Annotated in this window: 15 protein-coding genes; 1 reads left to right on the top strand and 14 read right to left on the bottom strand. The window is 72.5% G+C overall.

Features of this window, described 5'->3' with window-relative positions:
* Position 1: 1 nt before the first annotated feature.
* On the bottom strand, positions 2-3,298 hold the full coding sequence (locus tag BG418_RS35355; RefSeq protein ID WP_188278146.1) for an FtsX-like permease family protein: 3,297 nt from the start codon (positions 3,296-3,298) through the stop codon (positions 2-4).
* Between the two features lie 219 nt (positions 3,299-3,517).
* On the bottom strand, positions 3,518-3,931 hold the full coding sequence (locus BG418_RS35350) for a globin (RefSeq protein ID WP_188278145.1): 414 nt from the start codon (positions 3,929-3,931) through the stop codon (positions 3,518-3,520).
* A 77-nt stretch (positions 3,932-4,008) separates the two neighbouring features.
* Here BG418_RS35350 and BG418_RS35345 point away from each other — a divergent pair, with 77 nt between their 5' ends.
* Positions 4,009-4,971, top strand: a complete 963-nt coding sequence (locus tag BG418_RS35345; protein WP_188278144.1) for a methyltransferase domain-containing protein — start codon at positions 4,009-4,011, stop codon at positions 4,969-4,971.
* A 6-nt stretch (positions 4,972-4,977) separates the two neighbouring features.
* Here BG418_RS35345 and BG418_RS35340 read toward each other — a convergent pair whose 3' ends face one another.
* The 12 genes from BG418_RS35340 to BG418_RS35285 form a co-directional block, all read right to left on the bottom strand.
* Positions 4,978-6,111, bottom strand: a complete 1,134-nt coding sequence (locus BG418_RS35340) for an FHA domain-containing protein (protein ID WP_188278143.1) — start codon at positions 6,109-6,111, stop codon at positions 4,978-4,980.
* Positions 6,112-6,196: 85 nt separating this feature from the next.
* Complete coding sequence (locus BG418_RS35335) at positions 6,197-7,555, bottom strand: VWA domain-containing protein (RefSeq protein ID WP_188278142.1); 1,359 nt, start codon at positions 7,553-7,555, stop codon at positions 6,197-6,199.
* Positions 7,556-7,619: 64 nt separating this feature from the next.
* Positions 7,620-8,876, bottom strand: coding sequence for a PP2C family serine/threonine-protein phosphatase (locus BG418_RS35330; RefSeq protein WP_188278141.1), 1,257 nt, complete (start codon positions 8,874-8,876; stop codon positions 7,620-7,622).
* Between the two features lie 4 nt (positions 8,877-8,880).
* On the bottom strand, positions 8,881-11,523 hold the full coding sequence (locus tag BG418_RS35325; protein WP_188278140.1) for a serine/threonine-protein kinase: 2,643 nt from the start codon (positions 11,521-11,523) through the stop codon (positions 8,881-8,883).
* Positions 11,520-12,848, bottom strand: a complete 1,329-nt coding sequence (locus BG418_RS35320) for a hypothetical protein (protein ID WP_188278139.1) — start codon at positions 12,846-12,848, stop codon at positions 11,520-11,522. The genes BG418_RS35325 and BG418_RS35320 overlap by 4 nt, the downstream gene beginning before the upstream one ends.
* A gap of 59 nt (positions 12,849-12,907) precedes the next feature.
* A complete protein-coding gene (locus BG418_RS35315) occupies positions 12,908-13,885 on the bottom strand; it encodes a glutamate ABC transporter substrate-binding protein (RefSeq protein WP_188278138.1) in 978 nt (325 codons plus the stop codon).
* A gap of 61 nt (positions 13,886-13,946) precedes the next feature.
* Complete coding sequence (locus BG418_RS35310; RefSeq protein WP_399001519.1) at positions 13,947-15,344, bottom strand: hypothetical protein; 1,398 nt, start codon at positions 15,342-15,344, stop codon at positions 13,947-13,949.
* Between the two features lie 213 nt (positions 15,345-15,557).
* A complete protein-coding gene (locus BG418_RS35305; RefSeq protein WP_188278137.1) occupies positions 15,558-16,532 on the bottom strand; it encodes an N-acetylglucosamine kinase in 975 nt (324 codons plus the stop codon).
* Positions 16,529-17,794 carry a 6-phospho-beta-glucosidase gene (locus BG418_RS35300; RefSeq protein WP_188278136.1) on the bottom strand — a complete coding sequence of 422 codons (1,266 nt, stop codon included), beginning with the start codon at positions 17,792-17,794 and terminating at the stop codon, positions 16,529-16,531. Before BG418_RS35300 ends, BG418_RS35305 begins: the two co-directional genes overlap by 4 nt.
* 8 nt (positions 17,795-17,802) lie before the next feature.
* Positions 17,803-18,696, bottom strand: a complete 894-nt coding sequence (locus BG418_RS35295; protein ID WP_188278135.1) for a carbohydrate ABC transporter permease — start codon at positions 18,694-18,696, stop codon at positions 17,803-17,805.
* A gap of 1 nt (position 18,697) precedes the next feature.
* Positions 18,698-19,639, bottom strand: coding sequence for a carbohydrate ABC transporter permease (locus BG418_RS35290; RefSeq protein WP_188278134.1), 942 nt, complete (start codon positions 19,637-19,639; stop codon positions 18,698-18,700).
* Between the two features lie 18 nt (positions 19,640-19,657).
* The gene (locus tag BG418_RS35285; RefSeq protein WP_188278133.1) at positions 19,658-21,001 is read right to left on the bottom strand and encodes an ABC transporter substrate-binding protein; all 1,344 of its coding nucleotides are present in this window, start codon (positions 20,999-21,001) and stop codon (positions 19,658-19,660) included.
* Between the last annotated feature and the right edge of the window lie 37 nt (positions 21,002-21,038).

Raw genomic sequence — 21,038 nt, 5'->3', positions numbered from 1 at the left:
CTCAGTCGTCCCCCTGATGACGCAGCGACACCGCCGGGTCGGTCCGTCGCAGCGCCAGCGCCGCCACGATCATGAGCGGTACGGCGGCGATCGCTGCGAGCAGTACGGCGAGCTGGGCGGCGGGCAGTTGCACCAGCACCTTCGGCATCGGCCGGGTGGCCTGTTCGGTCAGTACGATCAGCGGCACCACGGCTCTGGTCAGCACTTCCCCGAGCGCGAGACCGACCAGCAGGGCGAGCGCGATCAGCACCCCCTGCTCGACCGCGATCAGCCGGGCCAGCTGGCGGCGCGGGGCACCCAGCGCCCGCAGCACCGCGAACTCGGCGCCCCTTTCGCGCAGCGAGCCCGCCGCGCTCACCGCGAAGCCGACCGCCGCGAGGGCCGCCGCCACCAGGGAGGCGGCGGCGAGCGCGGCCTGCGGTCCTGCGCCCAGCGGGTCGTCGCGCAGTTGCTCGGCCACCTCGGCGCGCACCACGACCTGCTGCGGGTCGATGTCGGGCCGGGCCCGCAGCGCCGCCGCCGTACGGGCCGCCTCGCCCGGGGCGGTCGTGAGCCACCACTCGGTGGGCGCGAGGCTGGTGGAGGCGTCGACGGCGAGCCGTTCGTTGACCGCGCGCAGGTCGAGCAGGAGCGCGCCGCCGTCGTGCTCGGCGGAGCCGCCCGCGCCCGGCCCGGTCGTCGGGACATCGCGCACCCGGTCGACGACCTTCGCGCGTACGGTCTGCCCGGCGAGCTGGACCGTCACGCTCTGCCCGACCTTCGTGCCGCTGGCGGTGAGGAACCGGTCACCGGCCACGGCCGTCAGTTCCGGCGGCTTCGGCCGGGCGGCGCTGATCCGTACCGTACGGGTCGACGGCGTGTCCCAGGTGTTGGCGAGCGACATGGCGGCGCCCGTCGAGTACGGCACGGTGAGCGCCTGTCCCTGGGTCGCCGGGACCAGTTGGGACTTCGTCGCCGCGCCGCCGGACTCCATCGAGTCGGCCTGCCAGCGGTCGGCGGTGGGCAGCGTGATGGGGGTGGTGCGGCCGTCGTGGGTCACGCCGCTCAGCGCCTCGACGGTGAAGCGGTGCTGCTCGCTCGCGCCGATCGGCTCGGTGAAGTCCAGGTCGAGCCGGATGAGCGCGAGCGGCGCGGCAGGGCGGCCCACCGGCGCGCCCGCCACGGTGTCCAGGGAGATCCGGCGCTCGGCCGGGCGTCCGTCGGGCGTGAGGGATCCGGCCGGGATGCTGTACTGCACGCCGAAGCGGTCCTCGACGACGGCCGTCACATCGACGGAGGTGCGGCCCGTCGACGGCTTGCCGGACGAGTCCTCGGCGCCCAGGCGCAGTGCGAGGACGAGCTCGGCGGTGTCCGCCGGGAGCAAAGCGCCGACGCGGGGTGCGCGGGGCGGGGCGAGGCGGCGCATCGTGGACTTGGAGCCCAGGTCGTCGCGGAGCAGCAGGCCGTCGGCGTGCGCGGTGTCCAGGGCGAGCACGGTGCCGGAGCGGTTGTCGGAGAGCTCCACCGACGAGCGCGCGGCCGGGGCCACTGCCCGTACGCCCGGCAGGCCGTCGTACGAACCGGCCTGGCCCATGGTGGGGGTGCTCGACCCGGAGACCCGTACCGAGGTGCCCGCGCGGAAGTCGGCCTGGTCGTTCTGCGAGCGGTCCCAGGAGGCGGACTGGCCGAGCGCCAGGATGCCCATGGCGACCGCGAGGACGAGCAGCAGTACCGGGCCCGCGCCGCGCAGCGGGCGGCGGCTGAGCTGCCAGCCCGCCAGCGCCGCCGGAAGCCCGCGCCCCCCGGCCGCCCGGCGCTCGGCCAGGCGCGCGGCGGGCGGGAGCAGCCGCAGGGTCAGTACGGTCCCGGCGAGCAGGGCGAGCGCGGGTGCGGCCACGAGCAGCGGGTCGATGCCGAGGTTGCCCTTGCTGTCGCCGCTCAGCGCCCCCGTCCCGGAGGTCTGCCGGTCGAGCTGCCAGTAGGCGACCCCGGCGATCACCAGGAGCCCGATGTCGGCCCCGGCGCGCACGGACGCGGGCAGCGTGCCCGCGCGGCCGGGGCGTGTGGTGCGCCCCGCCGACAGGGCCGGGGCCACCACGGCCCCCGCGCACCCCAGCGCCACCAGGACCGCCACCAGCCACACCGTGCCGGTCGTCCCCGTGTCCAGGCGCAGCCCGATCCGGGCCAGCGGGCCGTGCCCGGCGAGCAGCCGGGTCAGCGGACCCGACAGGAGCGGGGCGCAGACCGCGGCCGGGGCGGCGAGCAGCAGGGCTTCGACGGCCGACAGGGTCAGCAGACGACCGCGCGAGCCGCCGCGTGCCCGCAGCAGTGCGCTCTCGCCGGTGCGCTCGCTGCTCAGCAGCCGGGCCACCAGCAGCAGCGCGTACCCGGCGAGCATCATCAGCTGCAGGGCCACGATCAGCAGCGTCGAGCGCGAGACGAGCAGGGAGCGCTCGGCCCGGTCGAGTACGTCGGGCAGAGCGGTGGAGGCGGCCGCGTCGCCCGCGAACACCCCGCTGTTCACCAGGGACTTGGGGCCCTCGGTGGCCGCCGCGCGCAGGGCGTGGATGCGGCCGGTGGTCAGGGTGGCGAAGTCGGCGGACGCGATCCAGGAGGTCTGGCCCGCGCTCACCCGGCCGCCGCTCAGCGCGGCGGGATCGGTGAGCAGCGGCCCGTACGTGGTGAAGTTGACCTTGCGCGTGCCCCGGCCGCCGAGGTCGTCCAGCTGCCAGTACGCCTCGGTGGCGTCGACGGGCCGGTAGACACCGGTGATCACGGCCTTGACCGGTGGGCCGCCGAGCCGGTCGGCGAGGGTCAGCGGGACGGGCCAGGTACGCAGGCCGAGCTGGGCGGCGGCGATCTCGGGCAGGGCCGCCTGGACCTCCCCGCGCGCGGTGGGCGCGGCCGGCCAGCTGCCGCCGGTGAGCCGGACCCGGGTGCGGTCGACGGCGGCGAAGAGGGTGAGGTCGGGGTCGCCCTTGCGGGCGCCCGGCGGCTGGAGCGAGCGCGGCAGGGCGTAGGGCCCGGACTGGGTCAACTTCCGTGTGGTGACCGGGAGTCCGTCAAAGGTGCGTGCCGCTCCCTCGCGTACGGCGGTGTCGGCGGCCTGTCGGTTGCGCTCCGGGACGTTCGCCTTGACCGTGAGGGACGCGGGTATGGCCGAGCGGGTCTGGAGGGTGTGGCGCAGGGCGGCGTCGCCGATGGAGCCGGAGAACGCGGTCAGGGCGGCGAGCACCGACGTGGTGAGCAGGACCGCGAGCAGTGCGGCGGTGAGTAGCAGCCGGTGCGCGCGCACCCGCAAGAACACGAATCCCGCCACCTACGGCCCCCCAGACTCCTCGTTCCCCCGAACGCCTGTCCAGTCGTGCTGACAGGCGACGATGCTTTCAGAGGGCACGGGTCTGTGGAAACCGCTTACGGGCCGAGCAGGGGCGACCTTCATCCGATCGTGACCGGAATGCGGTCGCGGATTGCCGCATTCCGGTGGCGGACCGGATGGAACGTCAACTTCCGCTTTGCTCGGCCGCGTTGGCCATCTCTACTCGGCGGTGTTGACCATCGAGGCGGCCGCGTACGTCAGATAGTTCCAGAGCGTGGTCTTGTGCTCCTCGGAGAGCCCCAGCTCGTCGACGGCCTCGCGCATATGGGTCAGCCAGGCGTCGTGCGCGGCCCGGTCGACGGTGAACGGCGCGTGCCGCATCCGCAGCCGGGGGTGACCGCGGTGGTCGCTGTAGGTGCGCGGGCCGCCCCAGTACTGGATGAGGAACAGCACAAGCCGCTCCTCGGCCGGGCCCAGATCGCCCTCCGGGTACATCGGCCGCAGCAGCGGGTCCTCGGCGACGCCCTGGTAGAAGCGGTGGACCAGGCGCCGGAAGGTCTCCTCGCCGCCGACCTGCTCGTAGAAGGTCTGCTCCTGAAGCGTGCCGCGCGGAATCTCATTCACATGGTCCATGGTCGCAGATGCCCCGGCCGAGGACCCTGGGCCTAGGACCACTCGCCTCCCGGGCCCGTACGCAGCACAGTGGACATATGGGCGCACACCGGGATCCGGCCGTAGCGCGGGCCGCCCTGGTCAGGGAGATCGTGGCCGGGGGCGCGCTCGCCGACCCGGCCTGGCGGGCCGCCTTCGAGGAGGTGCCCCGCGATCTGTTCGTGCCCTACTACTTCGTCGGCCGCCCCGGCGGCTACGAGCGGCTGTGGGGCGCCGACCCCGACCCGGCCCGGCGCGCGCGCTGGCTGGACGGGGTCTACACCGACATGCCGCTGGCCACCCGGGTGCGGGACGGGGAACTGCTCTCCTCCAGCAGCCAGCCGTCGCTGATGGCGCGGATGCTGGAGGTTTTGGCGATACGGGACGGGGACGCGGTCCTGGAGATCGGCGCCGGGACCGGCTACAACGCGGCGCTGCTCTGCCACCGCCTCGGCGAGGACCTGGTCACCACGGTCGACCTGGAACCGGAGATCACCGAGTCGGCCCGTACGCATCTGGCCGCCGCGGGCTTCCACCCGGCGGTGGTGACCGGCGACGGGGCGCGCGGCTGCCCGTCCCGGGCGCCCTTCGACAAGATCATCGCGACCTGCACCCTGCCGTGGGTGCCGTCCGGCTGGCTGGCGCAGTGCGCGCCGGGCGCGCTGATCGAGGCCCCGCTGGCCACCGGTCTGATCCTGCTGACGGTGCGCGACGCGGGGTACGCGCAGGGCCGCTTCCTGCACACCCCCGCGTACTTCGTCCCGCTGCGGGGCGTTGCCCCCGGCCCCGAGCGCGATGTCCCGTACGCGGGCGGGCTGCCGCACCCGGGACTGGAGAGCGAGCTGTTCCGCTTCCTGCTCGCGCTGACCGAGGACAGCCTCGATCCGTACGAGGCGTACGAGCTGTGGCGGCGCGAGGGGCGCCCGCGCCGGGAGCGCTTCGGCGTGACGGTCAGCGACGGGCGGCAGTGGGCCTGGCTGGACGACCCGCAGGGGCCCTATACGTGGCCCCTGCGGGATTGAAGCTGGTCAGCCCCTGCGTACCGTCAGCGTCGTCCAGGCGCCGACGTGCACCTGGTCGCCGTCCTGGAGCGGGACCGGGACGTACGGCTGGATCGGTTCCTCGGCGCCGTTGATCGTGGTGCCGTTCGTCGAGTTCTGGTCGACGACCGCCCAGCTGCCGTCCGGCTGCTGGACCAGGACCGCGTGCTGGTGCGAGACGCCCGGGTCCTCCGGCGGCACGGCCAGGTCGATGTCCGGGGCCTCGCCGGTGGAGTGGCGGCGGCGGCCGATGGTGAGCTGGTTGCCGGTGAGCGGACGCTGCTGCTCCGGCGAGTACGCGGGCAGGTTCAGACCCGCGGCCTCCGGGCCGCTGCGCTGCATCATCGCCATGAAGTAGTCGCGGTCCGGGCCGACCGTCACCGTCCAGCTGGTCGGCGCGGGCGGCGCGGGCGGCGGGGCCTGGAACTGCTGCTGCGGTGCCTGGGTGTGCTGGGGCGGCGCCGGTACCTGCGCGGGCGGCGGGATCAGCCAGTCGTCGGCCTCGGCCTGCTGCTGCGGCGGCTGCTGGAACGCCGGGGGCGCGGGCGGACCGGCCTGCTGGAACACCGGCGGAGGCGGCGGCCCCTGCTGTTGGAAGGCGGGCGGCTGCTGTTGCGCGGTGTCCATGGTCGGCGGCGGGGGCGGCCCCTGCCGGAACGACGGCGGGCCCTGCTGGCGCGAGGGGTCGCCGCCGATCGGTTCGGCGGGCCGGTTGACCTGCGAGGGCCGCGAGCTCTGGTACTCGTACGGGTCGCGCTGCTGCTGGGGCGGCGGCGACTGGAAGCCCGGCGGCAGGTTCAGGGCCGGTCCGGGGCTCGGCGACGGGTTCGGCGCCAGCGGCGTGTACGAGGTCGCCGTCTGGGTCAGGAAGTTCCAGCGGCACTCCTCGCAGAAGGGCGTGTTGCCCTCCCGGGGCGTGCGGCACTGCGGGCACAGCTCCGCGGGCGCCGTGGGCGCCTCGGGGCCGGGGTAGCCGTAGCCGCCGCCGGGCGGGGGCGGCGGCCCCTGCCGGAACGCGGGCGGCGGGGGCGGGGGAGGCGGCGGCACGGCGCCCATGCGATGGCCGCAGACCTCGCACCAGTCGTCGGAACCCGACTGGTGTCCGTTCGGGCAGGTCGGCATGGAGTCGTTTCCCCCTCTCCTCGTCCGGCCCGTGGGCCGAGCCACTCAAGTGGTATCGCTGCTGCTCGTACCGCTGGACGCGGTCCTATTTCTTGACGCGAACGGTCTTGGTGGAACGGGTTTCGAGAGTCATCTCGTCCGCCTCCGCGACCTTCGCCTTCAGTCGCACAGTACCCGTCGCCTCGTCGACGACGTCCACCACCTTCGCAAGCAGCTTCGCCGTATCCGCGTTCCCCGAGGCCGCGGCGAGCTGTACGGCCCGGCCGAGCTTGGCGGTCGCGCCGTCGATATCGCCCGACTTGCGGGCATCGAGACCCTGTTGGATGACTTGCGCCAGTTCCGCCTGACCCGTGTAGTGGGCGACCTGGGGGTTGATCGCGGTGGACGCGGCCATGTCCTCGGTCCACACCGCCCGCACCAGACCCTGCGAGAGCGTCTGCGGCGTACCGCCCGTCGGGTCCGGCAGGATCAGCGAGACGCGCGCGGCCAGCATTTCCTGGCCGATTCCGGCCTCCGGGACCTGGACGCACACGTGGTAGTCGCGGGACTCGTCGCCCCACGACCCCGTCGGGTAGTCCCCGGCGCGCGGGCCCGCCTCGGTGCGCCGGTCCGTCAGGTCGGCGACGGTGGGCGCCACTTGCTTCACGAACTTGATCTCCACGCCGACCGGGGTCCACAGCCGCAGCGCCACGTCCGCGACCTCCTTGCCCATCGCGGTCTCCATCATCCGCGTGAAGTCGGCGGCCAGACCCGAGGGATCGGCGACGATGTCGGCGGTGCCGAGCAGCGCCGAGGCGATCTGGGTGACCTCCTTGACCTCCCAGTCGGTCCCCACGCCCCGCGCGTCGCAGGTGAACCGTCCGGCGCAGGCGTCGAGCGCGGCCTGGAGGTCCTGCGGCGACTCGTGTTCGTTGCGGCCGTCGGTGAGCAGGATGCCGTGCCGGATCGGTACGTCGGCGTCGTTGAGCAGCCGGTCGGCCAGCTTCAGCCAGGTGCCGATCGCGGTGCCGCCGCCCGCGCTCAGCCTGCGCAGCGCCTCCTTGGCCTGCGCGCGGGTCGCCGAATCGGCGGTGGCGAGGCGGCCGTTGCCCGGGTAGACCTCCTTGGCCTGATGGGTTCCGGCCACCACGGCGAAGGCCACGCCGTCGCGCAGGGTGTCGATCGCGGCCGCCGTCGCGTCGCGCGCGTTGCGCATCTTCGTCGGCGGGTAGTCCATCGAACCCGAGCAGTCGACCATGATCACCACGGCGGCGCTGGGCGCCTGGCCCGGTATGTACGAGGGCGACAGCGCGGCCCCGGCCAGCGGGGCGCCGCCGACCGTGCCGCCGCCGGTGGACGTCACGGTGACGATCGCGTTGACCTCGCGCCCGCCCTCCGGCAGGTACTCGTTCTGGTAGACCTCGACGGAGAACCGGGGCGCCATGGACTTGGAGAAGTTGGCCATCTGAAAGGCTCCTTGAGGCTTCTGGGCCTGAAGAGAGAAGTGTGGTGGAAACCGGTACGAAGGCCTAGTTGTAGGCGGATCCTGCCCCCGTCGACGGCACCGCGAACGGCAGGACCGCCACTGTTACGTTGTCGTGGCCGCCGCCGTCGAGGGCGTGGCCGACCAGCACCTGGGCGCTGTGCAGCGGCCGTTCGGCGGCGTCCGGTGGCACGGCCCCGGCCATCTCCGCGGCGCCCTCCGCGTAGTTCCACAGCCCGTCGGTGCAGACCACGACCACACCGGAGCGGTCCGGTTTGAACGACGCGGTGTGCGGGTCCAGTTCGTACGCATCGGCGCCGAGCCAGCCCGTGATCGCGTGCGCCCGCTCGTCCGCGTACGCGTCGGCCTCGCTCATCAGGCCCGCCGCGACCATCTGCGCGGCCCAGGAGTCGTCCTCGGTGAGCCGGGCGGGCGGGGTCGTACGGTCGTCGGGCACCCAGTACGCCCGGCTGTCGCCGACCCAGCCGACCACGAGCAGCCCGCCCGCCGCGATCGCGCCGACCAATGTGCAGGCGGGCGCGTTCTCATGGCGGTGCGGGTCGTGCTCCATGGCCCGGTGGGGCTCGGTGGCCAGGGAGTTGACCGCCTCTGCGGCGGCCACGATCGCCTCGTGCATCGCCTGCTGGGGATGGGTGCCCTGCGGCAGGGCGTGCAGCAGTGTGTCGTTGGCACGGGCCGCGGCCGCCGCCGAGGCGTCGTCGGGGCGGGTCGCCGAGGAGACGCCGTCGCAGACGATCGCGACGACGGCGGGGGAGCCGTCGGGCAGCGAGGTCGTCGAGAGGGCGAAGGAGTCCTCGTTGCGGTGGTGGCGCAGACCGCGGTCGCTGACCGCCGCCACCGCGCTCAGCTCCAGCTCCATGTGGTCGCGCTCGCGCGGCTGGGCGTGCCCGCAGTTCTCGCAGTAGCCGTCCTCGTCGACCCGCCCGGCCCGGCAGGCCACGCAAACCTTGACGGGTGTCGTGACATGGGTGGCCGGCTCGGGGTCGGCGGCGCGGGGGTCCGGCGCGGGCAGGGGGTACTCCTCGGGCTCGGCCTCGATCCGTACGTCCGAGGGCGGCGCGGAGCCGGTGGCGTCCGGGCCCTCGGCCTCACGCCCGACGGGCCAGGCCTCGCCCGCCACGGGGCTGCCCAGGACCACGGTCGGGTTGTCCACGGCCGGGCCCGCCACGGGCTCCGCCGACAGGTCGTACCCGCAGCGCCCGCAGAACAGGTCGCCCGACTCCTGCGGTTCCCCGCAGTCGGGGCACGTCGACCCGGCCGCCGGCCGATGCATCTGTGCCATCAATTCACACCCACGTCCGGGGGCGGAAACGGTTTGCCCGCTCCACCAGTTCGATCCGCTCGTCGCCGCCGGCGGCGAGCCGGGCGAGCACCCGGTACGAACGCTCCAGGCCGAACCGCAGGCCCCGTTCGTCCAGCTCGCTGCCCAGCAGTATGGCCCCGGCGGACGGCCCGCCCGGGCTCTGGGCGCCCCGGCTCCCGGAGAGTACCCAGTCGAGCGCCGTGCCCAGGACCTCGGTGGCGAGCCGCTCACGGCGCACCGCGTCCAGGCCCAGCTTCTGCAGCGCGTCCACCTGGCCCGCCGCCGCCCGCAGGTCGTCGAGCAGCGGCTCGCCCGGGGAGCGCCGCCGCAGCCTCGCCCGTACGGCCGCGACCCGCGCCGCCGTGTAGTGGATCGACGCCTCCGGCACCGACTCCAGGGTGCGCACGGCCGCCGTGCGGTCGCCCGCCGCCAGCTGCACCCGGGCCAGGCCGAACGCGGCGCTGACATAGCTCGGGTCGGTGGTCCACACGAGCCGGTAGTACTCGGCCGCGTTGTCCAGCTGCCCCAGCACCTCCGCGCACACGCCGAGCGCCAGCTTGGGCGCGGGCTCGCCGGGGAAGGCGTCGTAGACCGCGTCGAAGGAGAGCGCGGCGTTCTCGTGGTCGCCGGAGACCAGCGAGGCGACGCCTCGGTACCAGACCACCCGCCAGTCGTCGGGGTGGTCGTGCTCCAGGGACTCAAGGCCCTTGGCGGCGGAGACCAGTTCGCCCATGTCGAGCCGGGCCCGCAGCTCGCGCAGCCGCTTCTCCACCGAGTTGGCGGGCGCGGCCCGCAGCGCGGCGATCAGCTCGGCGGGCGCGGCCGCCATCAGCCCGGCGAGGAACCCCGCGTTGGGGTCGTTCGGGTCCACGTGCGGCACCGGCAGCGCCAGTGAGGTCGCGCCCGCGTCGAGCGCCCTGAGCTGGGCGTCTGAGCCCACGCCCGTGCCGTACGGGTCGGAGCCGCCCCCGACGCGGGGCGCGGGGACGACGGCGGTGGCGGTACGGGTCGCGGGGGCGGTGGCCGGGGCCGTCGAAGGGGGCAGCGCGGTGGTGGGGCTGGCGGTGACGGCAGCTGCCGAGCCGTTCGCCGCCGCGCGCTTGCGGGCGAGGCGGCTCGGGGGTAGCACGCGGGCGCCGAGCGCCGACACATCGCCGGTGAGCTCGGCGAACAACTGCGTGTCCGGGACGCGCAGTTCGGTCCCGAACAGGGTCGACAGGGACGGGCGCGGACGGCCGGTCTGCAGGGACACGACCTCCCGCAGCACGCCCGTCAGCTGCTCGGCCATCTCCTGCGCGGAGGCGAACCGGCGCGCCGGGTCGGGGTCGGTGGCCCGTACGAGCAGCCGGTAGAACGACTCGTACGTACGGAAGACCTCGATGTTGTCGGGGTCGGGCAGGCTGTCCGCGAAGACGTTGGTGTAGCCCTGGAAGTCGAAGGTGAGGACCGCGAGCGTACGGGCCACCGTGTACAGGTCGGAGGCGACCGACGGGCCGGACTCGGCGACCTCGGGGGCCTGGTAGCCCACCGTGCCGTAGATGGCCGACTCGTCGTCGTCCATCCGGCGCACCGCGCCCATGTCGATCAGCTTCAGCTGGTCCTCGGTCTGGATCGCGTTGTCGACCTTGAAGTCGCAGTAGAGCAGATTGCGGCTGTGCAGATGGCCGAGCGCCTCAAGGGCCTCGATCCCGTACGCGCACGCCTGCTCGACCGGGAGCGGGTCGCGCCTGCCGTCGGTGCCGCGCCGGTCGTTGGCGATCTCCTTGAGCGACTTGCCGCCCACGTACTCCATGACGATGTAGCCGTCGAGGGAGCCGGTGGACTGGTCGAGGTGTTCCACGAAGTTGTAGATGCGGACGATGTTGGAGTGCTCGATCTCGGCGAGGAAGCGGCGCTCGGAGATCGCGGCCGCCATCGCGTCCTGGTCGCCGGTGTCGAGCAGGCCCTTGAGGACCACCCAGCGGTCGGAGACCGCCCGGTCGATGGCGAGGTAGACCCAGCCGAGGCCGCCGTGGGCCAGACAGCCCACCACCTCGTACTGGCCGTGCACGATGTCGCCCTCGTGGAGCTTGGGCACGAACGAGTACGGGTGGCCGCACTTGGTGCAGAACCCCTCGGTGCGCCCGGCCCGTTCACCGCGCGAGCGGCCGACCGGCGCCCCGCAGTCCGACTTCGAGCAGAATCGCTTCCGCTCGGGGACCTCCGGGTGCTCCATCACGGCCTTCGCCGGGTCGGGGCGGGGCACCCCGGGCACGGTGACGAGCCCGGCGCCGAGTCTGCTGCGCCCCGAACTGCCGGTCGCCGAGCCCGAGCTGCGCACCGAGACCGAGCGCGAGCTGCCGGACCCGCCGGTCAGCGAGCGCGACAGGCGCCCGGAGACCGAGCGCCGGGACGTCGAGGACCGCGAGGACGCCTGCGACGAGCGCGAGGAGCCCGCCGAGCGGGCCGACGAGGAGCCGCCGCCCTTGAGCCTGCCGCCGGTGATCCCGGTCGCGGGCGAGCTCAGCGTCCCGTTCACGGAGACGACCGGCGCCAGCCCGCAGGTGTCGCAGTACAGCTCACCGCCGCCCATGTCCTCGTACGCGCCCTCGCAACCGGGGCGCTGGCACTTCTTCTGCTCGCTCATGATTCCCCCCTCTGGTCAACGGGTCCCGGCTGCCTCGGCACCAGTACCTCCGCCGCCGCCTGCTGGTAGCGCAGCACCGCCTGCTCGGCGACGCGCAGATCGCAGGGGGCGGACCACAGCATCCGGCGCGCCGCGTCGTACCGCTCGATGAGCAGCGGGTCCTCGGCCATGCCGTGCCGGGCGACCTTCGCCTTGTACGCGTCGAGCCTGCCGCGCAGCTCCGCGCGGACCGCCAGCGGCGCGGTGACGGCCGTCAACGACTCGCGGGCGCGCAGCAGTTCGTCCTCGGCCTCCCGCTCCAGCGATTCCAGCAGCGGCGAGAGCCGGTGCCACTGCGCGTGTCTGCGGTACTCGGCGGCGGCCACCAGGCGCTCCTGGAGCGCGGTCGGCGGGCCGCTCACCGCGGGCACCTCGGACGCGGCGATCTTCGCCAGGACCTCGCCGCGCGCGGCCCGCGCCTCGGTGAGCGTACGGTCCGCGCGCGAGAGCACGTCCCGCAGGCGCAGCAGGCGCATCTCGGCATCCTGACGCACCGTCAGAACTGCTTCGATCTCCCGGCGCACCTCGTCGAGGGCGCGGGCGGCCCGGTCGTAGCGTTCGGTGTCCGGGCGCCCGCCCCCCGGCGCCGAACTGCCGGGCGCGGAGAGCCAGAACGCCAGCGGGTCCGAGACCACCTGGGCGCGCAACACCGTCAGCTCCTCGGTGATCGACTCCAGGTCGTCGCCCGACGGATGCTCCCCGGGACGCACGCCCACCGAGTGCGCCAGGCCCCGGGTGCGGTGCAGCTCGGCCGCGAGCAGGTCTATCCGGGCCGGGAGCGCCGACCACACCGCGTCGGCCGCGACCACCAGGTCGAGCGAGCTCGCGTACAGCTCGTTCATCCGGCCGACCAGCTTCTCCAGCGTGAACGACTCGGTGAGCCGGGCCGGGCCGGTGATCGAGGCCGCGGCCTGGGCCGATCCGGCCACCGTCACGGACTCGCCGAGCAGCCGCTCGGTGAGTTCGAGCAGATCCTCGCGGGACGGCCAGCGGCGCCGCTCGCGCAGCTCACGCGCCGCGTCCACGGCCGCCTTGTACGCGTCGAAGTACGTCCACAGCAAGGAGATCGACTGCTCGGCCGCCGCCCAGCGCTCCCGGGTGACCCCGGTCAGCTCGGCGCCTTCGAGCAGCCGTCTGCCCGCGTGGTCCTGGAGCGCGAGCAGCGAGGTCTCGATCGCCTCGTGCTCGGCGTCGAGCCGGGACAGCGCCCGGTCCACCTCGTCCCGGTCGAGCACCGGCCGGGCGGGCCTCCCCGAGGAGGAGCCGGGGAAGGATCCCGCGCCCATCGATCACCTCTCTGCTCCGCGTCCACTGCGCTGGTACGACACCGGTGCCGATCCGGTTGCTACGAACGGTACTTGGGCTCGGGCGGGCCGGTTATGCCGGGCAGGTCGGCGGCGAGCCACTTGCGGTACGCCGTCATCCAGGGACTGCCCTCGCCGCCGTTGCGGTAGTCCACCAAGACCTGGTTGATCCGCCGGACGAGGTCCGTGTTCTGAAGGTTGGTGGCCACCCCGTAGTACTCAGGGGTCAGCGGGACGCCCTTGAGCTGGACCGTCGGGTCCTGCGCGGCCTGGCTCGCGGCGAGCGCGCTGTCCGTGACCACCGCGTCGGCCAGGCCCAGCTGGAGACGGACCAGGCAGTCCAGCTGGTTGGGCACGGTCTGGTTCTTGTAGACCGCGCCGTTCGACTCCTTCTCCAGGGCGTCGAACGCGGTCGAGCCCGCCGCCACGCAGACCCTCTTGCCGTTCAGCGTGGAGTTGAAGCCCGTGATCGAGGACTGCTTGGGCGCGAGCACCTGCTGCCCGACCGTGAAGTACGCCGAGGAGAAGGCGACCTGTTCGATCCGCTTGCAGGTGATGGTCATCGTCCGCACGACGACGTCGACCTGGTTGTTCTGGAGCGCCGAGATGCGCTGGCTGGTGGGGATGGCGCGGTAGATGACCGCGTCCGGGTCGCCCAGGATGTTCTTGGCGATGGCCCGCACCAGATCGATGTCGAAGCCCTCCAGCTCCCCGGTGTTCGGGTTGCGGTAGCCCCAGCGGAAGCTGTTCTGGTCGACGCCCGCGTACAGCTTGCCGGCCTTCCTGATCTTCTCGATGCTCGGCCCGTCGGCGGGCGACGGCGGCAGGCTGGCCTCGGGGTCCTTGCAGGTGTCGGCCTTCGCCTGGACGCCCTGCGCCACACCGGACCCGCCGACCTGCGTACTGTCCTCGTCCGCCCCGTGCCGCGACACCGGGACGAGCAGGGAAGCGGCGGCGGCACAGGCCAGGGCCATCCCGCCGACGCCGCCCCACCCGCGGAGCCTGCCGTTCCTGTTCATCGCGCCTCCTCCCAGGACCGCTGTGCCGCTCGGGCCGGTGTTCCCCTGTACCCCACGGTGCTCACCTGTACTCCGCGAGCCTGCGGCTGACGCCGACACCGGCCGCCGCGGCACCGAGCACCGCGAGCACGGCCGCGCCCAGCGGAAGCCCGGTCAGCGCGCCCTTGCCGTCCGAGGCGGCCCGGGTGAACTCGCTCTGCTCATGGCCGATCGCCTTCTCCAGGGCCGCGTCGACCCGGTCGAAGGACTGGCCGGTGGAGCCGGTCTCGCCGATGACCTGCTTCAGAGCGCCGTCGTAGTCGCCGCTGTCGTCGGTCCTACGCGCCGTGGCGTGCCGCTGCTGCCACTCGGTGACGCTGCTCTGCGCGTCCGAGACCGGGGTGCGCCCCGAGCTGTCGTCGGCGAGCTTCCCGGCCGAGCCGAGCTGGGCCACGAGGTTCTTCATCTCCGCCTTGTAATCAGCGTCGTACTTGTCCTTGCCGCCCGCCGTGAGGACGGCCCCGCGCGCCACCAGCGTCAGGTTCTCGTTGGCGCGGGCCTGCAGCGAGTTGATCCGGGCGTCGTTGAGCACCTTCAGCGACTCCTGCCCGTGCGAGCGCGAGGTCGAGAGGTCACTGGAGGCCACCGCGTGCGCCGCGACCAGCCACAGCAGGACGACCACCGAGGCGGCGCTGGCCGCGACCAGCCCCTGGTTGAAGACCCGGTTCGTACGGAGATAGTTGCGCCGCTGGGCCCAGAAGAGCCCGCCGAGCGCGACCACTCCGACCGCCAGCGCCGCGTACGGCCAGGTCTCGGCCTGGTCGTAGTCGTCGTAGAGCCGCCCGGTCTCCGCCGCGTACAGCGCGTGGGCGGCGGGCAGCAGGTCGTTGGTCATCTTGTCGTTGGCGAAGCGCAGATAGGCGCCGCCGACCGGGAAGCCCTGCCGGTTGTTGGCGCGGGCCTGCTCTATCAGCCCGTTGTAGACCGGCAGTTGCTCGTTGAGCTGGGCGATGGACTGGGCGGAGCCGGATGAACCCGTGGTGTTGGCGGCGGCCTTGACGAGCAGCCTGGACGCGGTGGCGATGTCCGCCTCGTAGCGCAGGCGCACGTCGTGCGGCTCCTGCGCGCCCGCGAGGAAGCCGCTGGCGGCGGCGGTGTCCGCGTCGGCGAGCGAGCGGTAGATGGAGGCCGCGTCCGCGCTCAGCGGCTGGCTGCGGCTCACCACGTCGTCGGCGGCGGCCGCCCGGTCGGTGACCTCCCAGGCGGTGACCGCGCCGAACGCCACGACGAGCAGCGCGACGACCGTACCGACGATCCACAGCCGTCCCGGTTCGGTGGTCGCGGCCGCCCGCAGCCGCTCGCGCGCCTCGGCCCAGCCGCCCCGGCGCGGGGCGGGAGGCTGCGCGGGATACGCCGGTGCCGATGTCCGTGCCGTCGCCGACGCCTCTTCGGGTGCGCGCGTGTTCGGCGGGTGTGCCACTAGACCTCCCCCTCGGTCACCCAGTGCCTGGTCAGCAGTATGGACGCAGGGACCGGCCACGACACAAGGGCTGACCTGATCTTGTTACCCGCCCGCCCCGGCCCTGTCCCTCTCCGCTACCCCGTTCCCCACCGCATACTTCCCCCTCATGTATACGCCGATGGCACCCATTCGGTTCCCTTCCGGGCGTACGGATAAGGGGGCTTCGTACACCTAGACGTACTGCCGACGCAGCCGTTCGAGCACCTCCTCCCCGGCGCCCACCACATCGAGCCCCAGCAGCCCCGCCCCCAGCACCGGCGACTCCGCGACGACCAGCGGGACCGCCTTGGGGGCGCGGGCCGCCAGCAACTCCCGTACACCGTCGTCCAGTTGGGGATGGCGCGCGGCGAGCACGCTGCCGCCGAGCAGGACCGGGGTCTCCTCGTCGAGCAGGCCGAGGCGGTCCAGGGCCACCACCGCGAGCGCGACGATCTCCTCGGCCTGCCGGTCCACCAGCGCCCGCGCGACGCGGTCACCGGCCGCCGCGACCTCGAACAGGACCGGGGCGAGCTCATGCCTGCGGGCGGCCGGGACGCGCTTCAGGTGCAGTGCCTCGATCAGGGCGTACATCGACGGCAGTTGGAAGTGCCCGGGCAGCGCGCGGGCCAGCGCGGTGGGCTCGCCCCGCCCGTCCTCCGCGCGCGCGGCGAACCACAGAGCCTCCTCCGCCAGGCCCCCGCCGCCGCCCCAGTCGCCGGAGAGCTTGCCGATCGCGGGGAAGCGGGCGGTGCGGCCGTCCGGGGTCATCCCGACGCAGTTGATGCCCGCCCCGCACACCACCGCGACCCCGCGCGGCTCGGCCCCGCGCGGCAGCCCGGCCCGCAGGATCGCGAAGGTGTCGTTGTACACCTGTACGGTCCCGCCCCAGCCCCGGGCGGTCAGCGCCTCGGCCAACTCCCGCTCCTCGACGGGCAGATCGGCGTTGGCCAGGCATGCCGACACATGGTCGACAGCGACCGGGCCGGTGTGCCCGGCGTCCTCCCAGGCCGCTTCGACCGCCTGCGCCAGGTCGTTCACCGCCGCCGTCACGCCCACGGCCGGGGGACGGAAGCCGCCGCCCCGGGCCGTGCCCAGGACCGTCCCGTCCGGGCCGATCAGGGCGACATCGGTCTTGCTGTTGCCGGCGTCGATCGCCAGCACACTCATACCCACGAAAGGTGCTCCCGGTTGTGCGCGAGGAGCCGGTCGGTCAGGCCCTCGGCGTGGTCGTACTGCCCCACCAGCGGATGCGCGAGCAGCGCGCGGAAGACCCGGTCGCGTCCGCCGCGCAGGGCGGCTTCGAGCGCCAGGTCCTCGTACGCGGTGACGTGTCCGATCAGTCCCGCGTACAGCGGGTCGAGCTCGGGCACGGCCAGCGGCACCGGGCCGTCCTTGTCGACCCGCGCCTGCACCTCGATCACCGCGTCGTCGGCGAGGAACGGCAGGGTGCCGTTGTTGTACGTGTTGACGACCTGCACCGGGCTGCCGCCGTCGCCGAGCAGCGAGGCCGCGAGGTCGACGGCCGCCTCCGAGTAGAAGGCGCCGCCGCGCTTGGCGAGCAGCTCCGGCTTCTCGTCGAGCGCCGGATCCCCGTACATCTGGAGCAACTGCCCCTCCATCGCGGCCACTTCAGCCGCCCGCGACGGCTTGGTGGCGAGCTCGCGTACGACCGCGTCATGGGCGTAGAAGTAGCGCAGATAGTACGAGGGGACGACGCCGAGGCGGTCCAGGAGGTGCCGGGGCAGGCGCAGGTCGTCCGCGACCGCGTCGCCGTGCTCGGCGAGCAGCCTCGGCAGCACGTTCTCGCCCCCGGGGCCGCCCAGGCGTACGCCCAGCTCCCAGGTGAGGTGGTTGAGGCCCACGTGGTCCAGATGCAGCTCGCCGGGCGCGACGTCGAGGAGCGCCGCGAACTTGCGCTGGAAGCCGATGGCGACGTTGCAGAGCCCGACCGCCTTGTGCCCGGCCTGGAGCAGCGCGCGCGTGACGATCCCCACCGGGTTGGTGAAGTCGATGATCCACGCGTCCGGGTTGGCGCGCCGCACCCGCTCGGCGATGTCCAGGACCACCGGGACGGTCCGCAGCGCCTTGGCGAGCCCGCCCGCGCCCGTCGTCTCCTGGCCCACGCAGCCGCACTCCAGCGGCCACGTCTCGTCCTGTTCGCGGGCCGCCTGGCCGCCGACGCGCAGCTGGAGCAGCACCGCGTCGGCGCCCTCGACACCCGCGTCCAGATCGGAGGTGGTGGTGATCCTCCCCGGGTGGCCCTGGCGGGCGAAGATGCGCCGGGCGAGGCCGCCGACCAGCTCCAGGCGGTCGGCCGCCGGGTCCACCAGGACCAGCTCACTGATCGCCAGCGTGTCCCGCAACCGCGCGAAGCCGTCGACGAGTTCGGGGGTGTAGGTGGATCCGCCCCCTACAACTGCGAGCTTCATAACAGACGTCAGCCCTTCACTCCGGTCAGTGTGACACCCTCGACGAACGCCTTCTGGGCGAAGAAGAAGACGAGGATGACAGGGGCCATGACCAGAACGGTCGCGGCCATGGTCAGGTTCCAGTCGGTGTGGTGCGCGCCCTTGAAGGACTCAAGGCCGTACGACAGGGTCCAGGCGCCCGGGTTCTCCGAGGCGTAGATCTGCGGTCCGAAGTAGTCGTTCCAGGCGTAGAAGAACTGGAAGAGCGCGACGGCGGCGATGCCGGGCTTCGCCATCGGCACCACCACCCGCAGCAGCGTCCGCAGCTCTCCGCAGCCGTCGACCTTCGCCGCGTCCAGGTACTCGTTGGGGATGGTCAGCAGGAACTGGCGCAGCAGGAAGATGGAGAACGCGTCGCCGAACGCCATCGGGACGATCAGCGGCCACAGCGTGCCCGACAGATCCAGCTGCTTCGCCCAGAACAGGTACATCGGGATGATGATCACCTGCGGCGGCAGCATCATCATCGAGATCACCAGCATCATCGACAGATTGCGGCCCCGGAAGCGGAACTTGGCGAGCGCGTACGCCACCGGCAGGGACGACACCACGGTGAGGACGGTGCCGAGCCCCGCGTAGAGCAGGGTGTTGCGCCACCAGGTCAGAAAGCCCGGGGTGTCGAAGACCTTCTTGTAGTTGGACCACTCCCAGTGGTGCGGGATCAGATCGCGGGTCAGGGTCTGCTGGTCGTCCATCAGCGAGGTGAGCACCAGGAAGACGAACGGCAGCACGAAGAAGAGGGCCGCCGCCACGCCCAGCGCGTGCACCGCGATCCACTGCAGGACGGCCTTGCGGCGGGCCACCCGGGCCGCCGGGGTGTCGGCTCTCGTCGTCGGCGGGTAGGCCAGATCGGTCGTCGCCATGTCAGTCACCTGCCTGGATCAGTCCGCCGCGGCGCCGCATCAGCAGGGCGGTGAAGGCCATGGAGAGGGCGAAGAGCACGAGGGCGACCACGCAGGCGGAGCCGTACTCGAAGCGCTGGAAGCCCAGGTTGTACACCAGTTGGGGCAGGGTCAGCGTCGACTTGTCCGGGTAGCCGGGCTCGAACTGCTGCCCGGAGTTCCCGATGATCCCGGAGGCGACCTTCCCCGCCACCAGCGGCTGGGTGTAGTACTGCATGGTCTGGATGATCCCGGTCACCACCGCGAACATCACGATGGGCGAGATGTTCGGGAGCGTCACGAACCGGAACCGCTGCCAGGCCGAGGCCCCGTCCAGCTCGGCGGCCTCGTACTGCTCCTTGGGTACGTCGAGCAGCGCGGCCATGAAGATGACCATGAGGTCGCCCACCCCCCACACCGCCAGCATGGTGAGCGCGGGCTTGGACCAGGTGGGGTCGGTGAACCAGTCGGGGGCGGGGACGCCGAGGTCGGTCAGGACCGAGTTGACCGGTCCCGTACCGGGGTTGAGCAGGAAGACGAAGCCGAGCGTGGCGGCGACCGGCGGCGCGAGGTAGGGCAGATAGAACAGCGTCCGGAAGACCCCGACCCCCGTCTTGATCTTGGTGACGAGCATCCCGATGCCCAGGCCGAAGATCACCCGGCAGGTGACCATGACGAGCACCAGCCAGAGCGTGTTGCGCAGCGCGGGCCAGAACATCGGGTAGTCGTTGAAGACGTACGACCAGTTCTTCAGGCCCGTGAAGGAGGGGGCCGTGAAGCCGTCGTAGTCGGTGAAGGAGAAGTAGACCGTGGAGAAGAGCGGGTAGGCGAAGAAGACGCCGAAGCCGATCAGCCACGGTGACATGAAGGCCAGGGTCCGCAGCGCGGCCCGGCGGCGCTTGGCGCGCAGGGTGTACGTACTCATGGGATGGACCGGCCCGGCTTACTTCGCCTGGTCGATCGCGGAGTCGATCTCCCGGGCGGTGCTCTCCAGACCCGCCTTGACGTCCGTCTGCTTGCCCTTCTCGACGTCGTAGCCGAGGTTCTGCAGGGAGAGCAGGTACTGGCCGCCGTTGACGGAGGCGGGGGTGGTCGTCGAGTTCGGGTTCTGCGCGATGTCCAGGAACGTCTTGAAGCGCGGGTCGTACTTCAGGTTCGGCGACTTCAGCGCGTCCAGGGTGGACGGCACGTTGTGGATGGCGTTGGCGAAGTTCACCACCGCGTCCGTGTCGGTGGCCATGAACTTGACCAGCTCCCACGCGGCGTTCTGCTTGGCCGAGGTGGCGGGTATGCCGACGATGGTGCCGGTGACGTAACCCTTGCCGGTCGTGGCCACCTGGTCGTCCGGCACGGGCAGCGGGGCGACCCCGATCTCGAACTTCGGCTTGGCCTCCTCGGCCATCGCCAGGCGCCACTCGCCGTCCAACTGCATGGCGACCTGGCCCAGGTGGAAGGGGTGCTTGGCGCCGAGCTCGTCGCCGAAGCCGGTCCGGAACCTCTCCAGCTTCTGGAACCCGCCGAGGTCGTCCACCAACTGCTTCTGGAAGGCGAGCGCCTTGGCGAAGGCCGGGTCCTTGGCGATGTTCGACCTGCCGCTGGAGTCGAAGTACGTCGGTGACCACTGGGCGAGGTAGTGCTCGGTCGTCGACTCGTAGCCGTGGTAGGTCGGCATGAAGCCCAGCTGCTCGTACGAGTCGCCCTTGGTCTTCGTCAGCAGCTTGGCGTCCTTGGCGAACTCGCTCCACGTCTTGGGCGGTTCGGCGATCCCGGCAGCCTTGAAGGCGTCCTTGTTGTAGTAGAGCGCGTACGCGTCACCGAGCAGTGGCAGCGTGCAGCGCTTGCCCTCGAACTGCGTGTACTCGTTCATGGCCTTCGGGAACGTCTTCGCGGGGTCGATCTTGTCCTTCTTGAGGAAGGCGTTCAGGTCGACGAACGCGTGCGACGAGCAGAACTTGCCGACGTTGTTGGTGGTGAACGAGGAGACCACGTCCGGCGCGTTCGAACCGCCCGCGCGCAGCGCCTGGTTGATCTTGTCGTCGTTGATGTTGCCGACGACCTTCACATGGATGTTGGGGTGCGCCTTCTCGAAGGCGTCCACGTCCGCCTGGATCGCCTTGACCTCGTCGGGCGCGTTCCACCCGTGCCAGAAGGTGATCGTCGTCTCCTTGGACGGGTCGTCCTTGGCAGAGGAGGTGCTCTGGCCCGTACAGGCGGACGCGAACAGGGCGATGGAGGCGGACGCGGCGAGCGCGGCGGCCGCCTTCCGGTTCCGGCGGATTGTGGACATGGCGAAGTCTCCCGGGGCAGGGTCGGGGGTGCGGGCA

The organism is Streptomyces sp. CBMA152, assembly GCF_014596475.1.
GTDB lineage: Bacteria > Actinomycetota > Actinomycetes > Streptomycetales > Streptomycetaceae > Streptomyces.
This window is presented reverse-complemented; position numbering and strand designations above follow the sequence as displayed.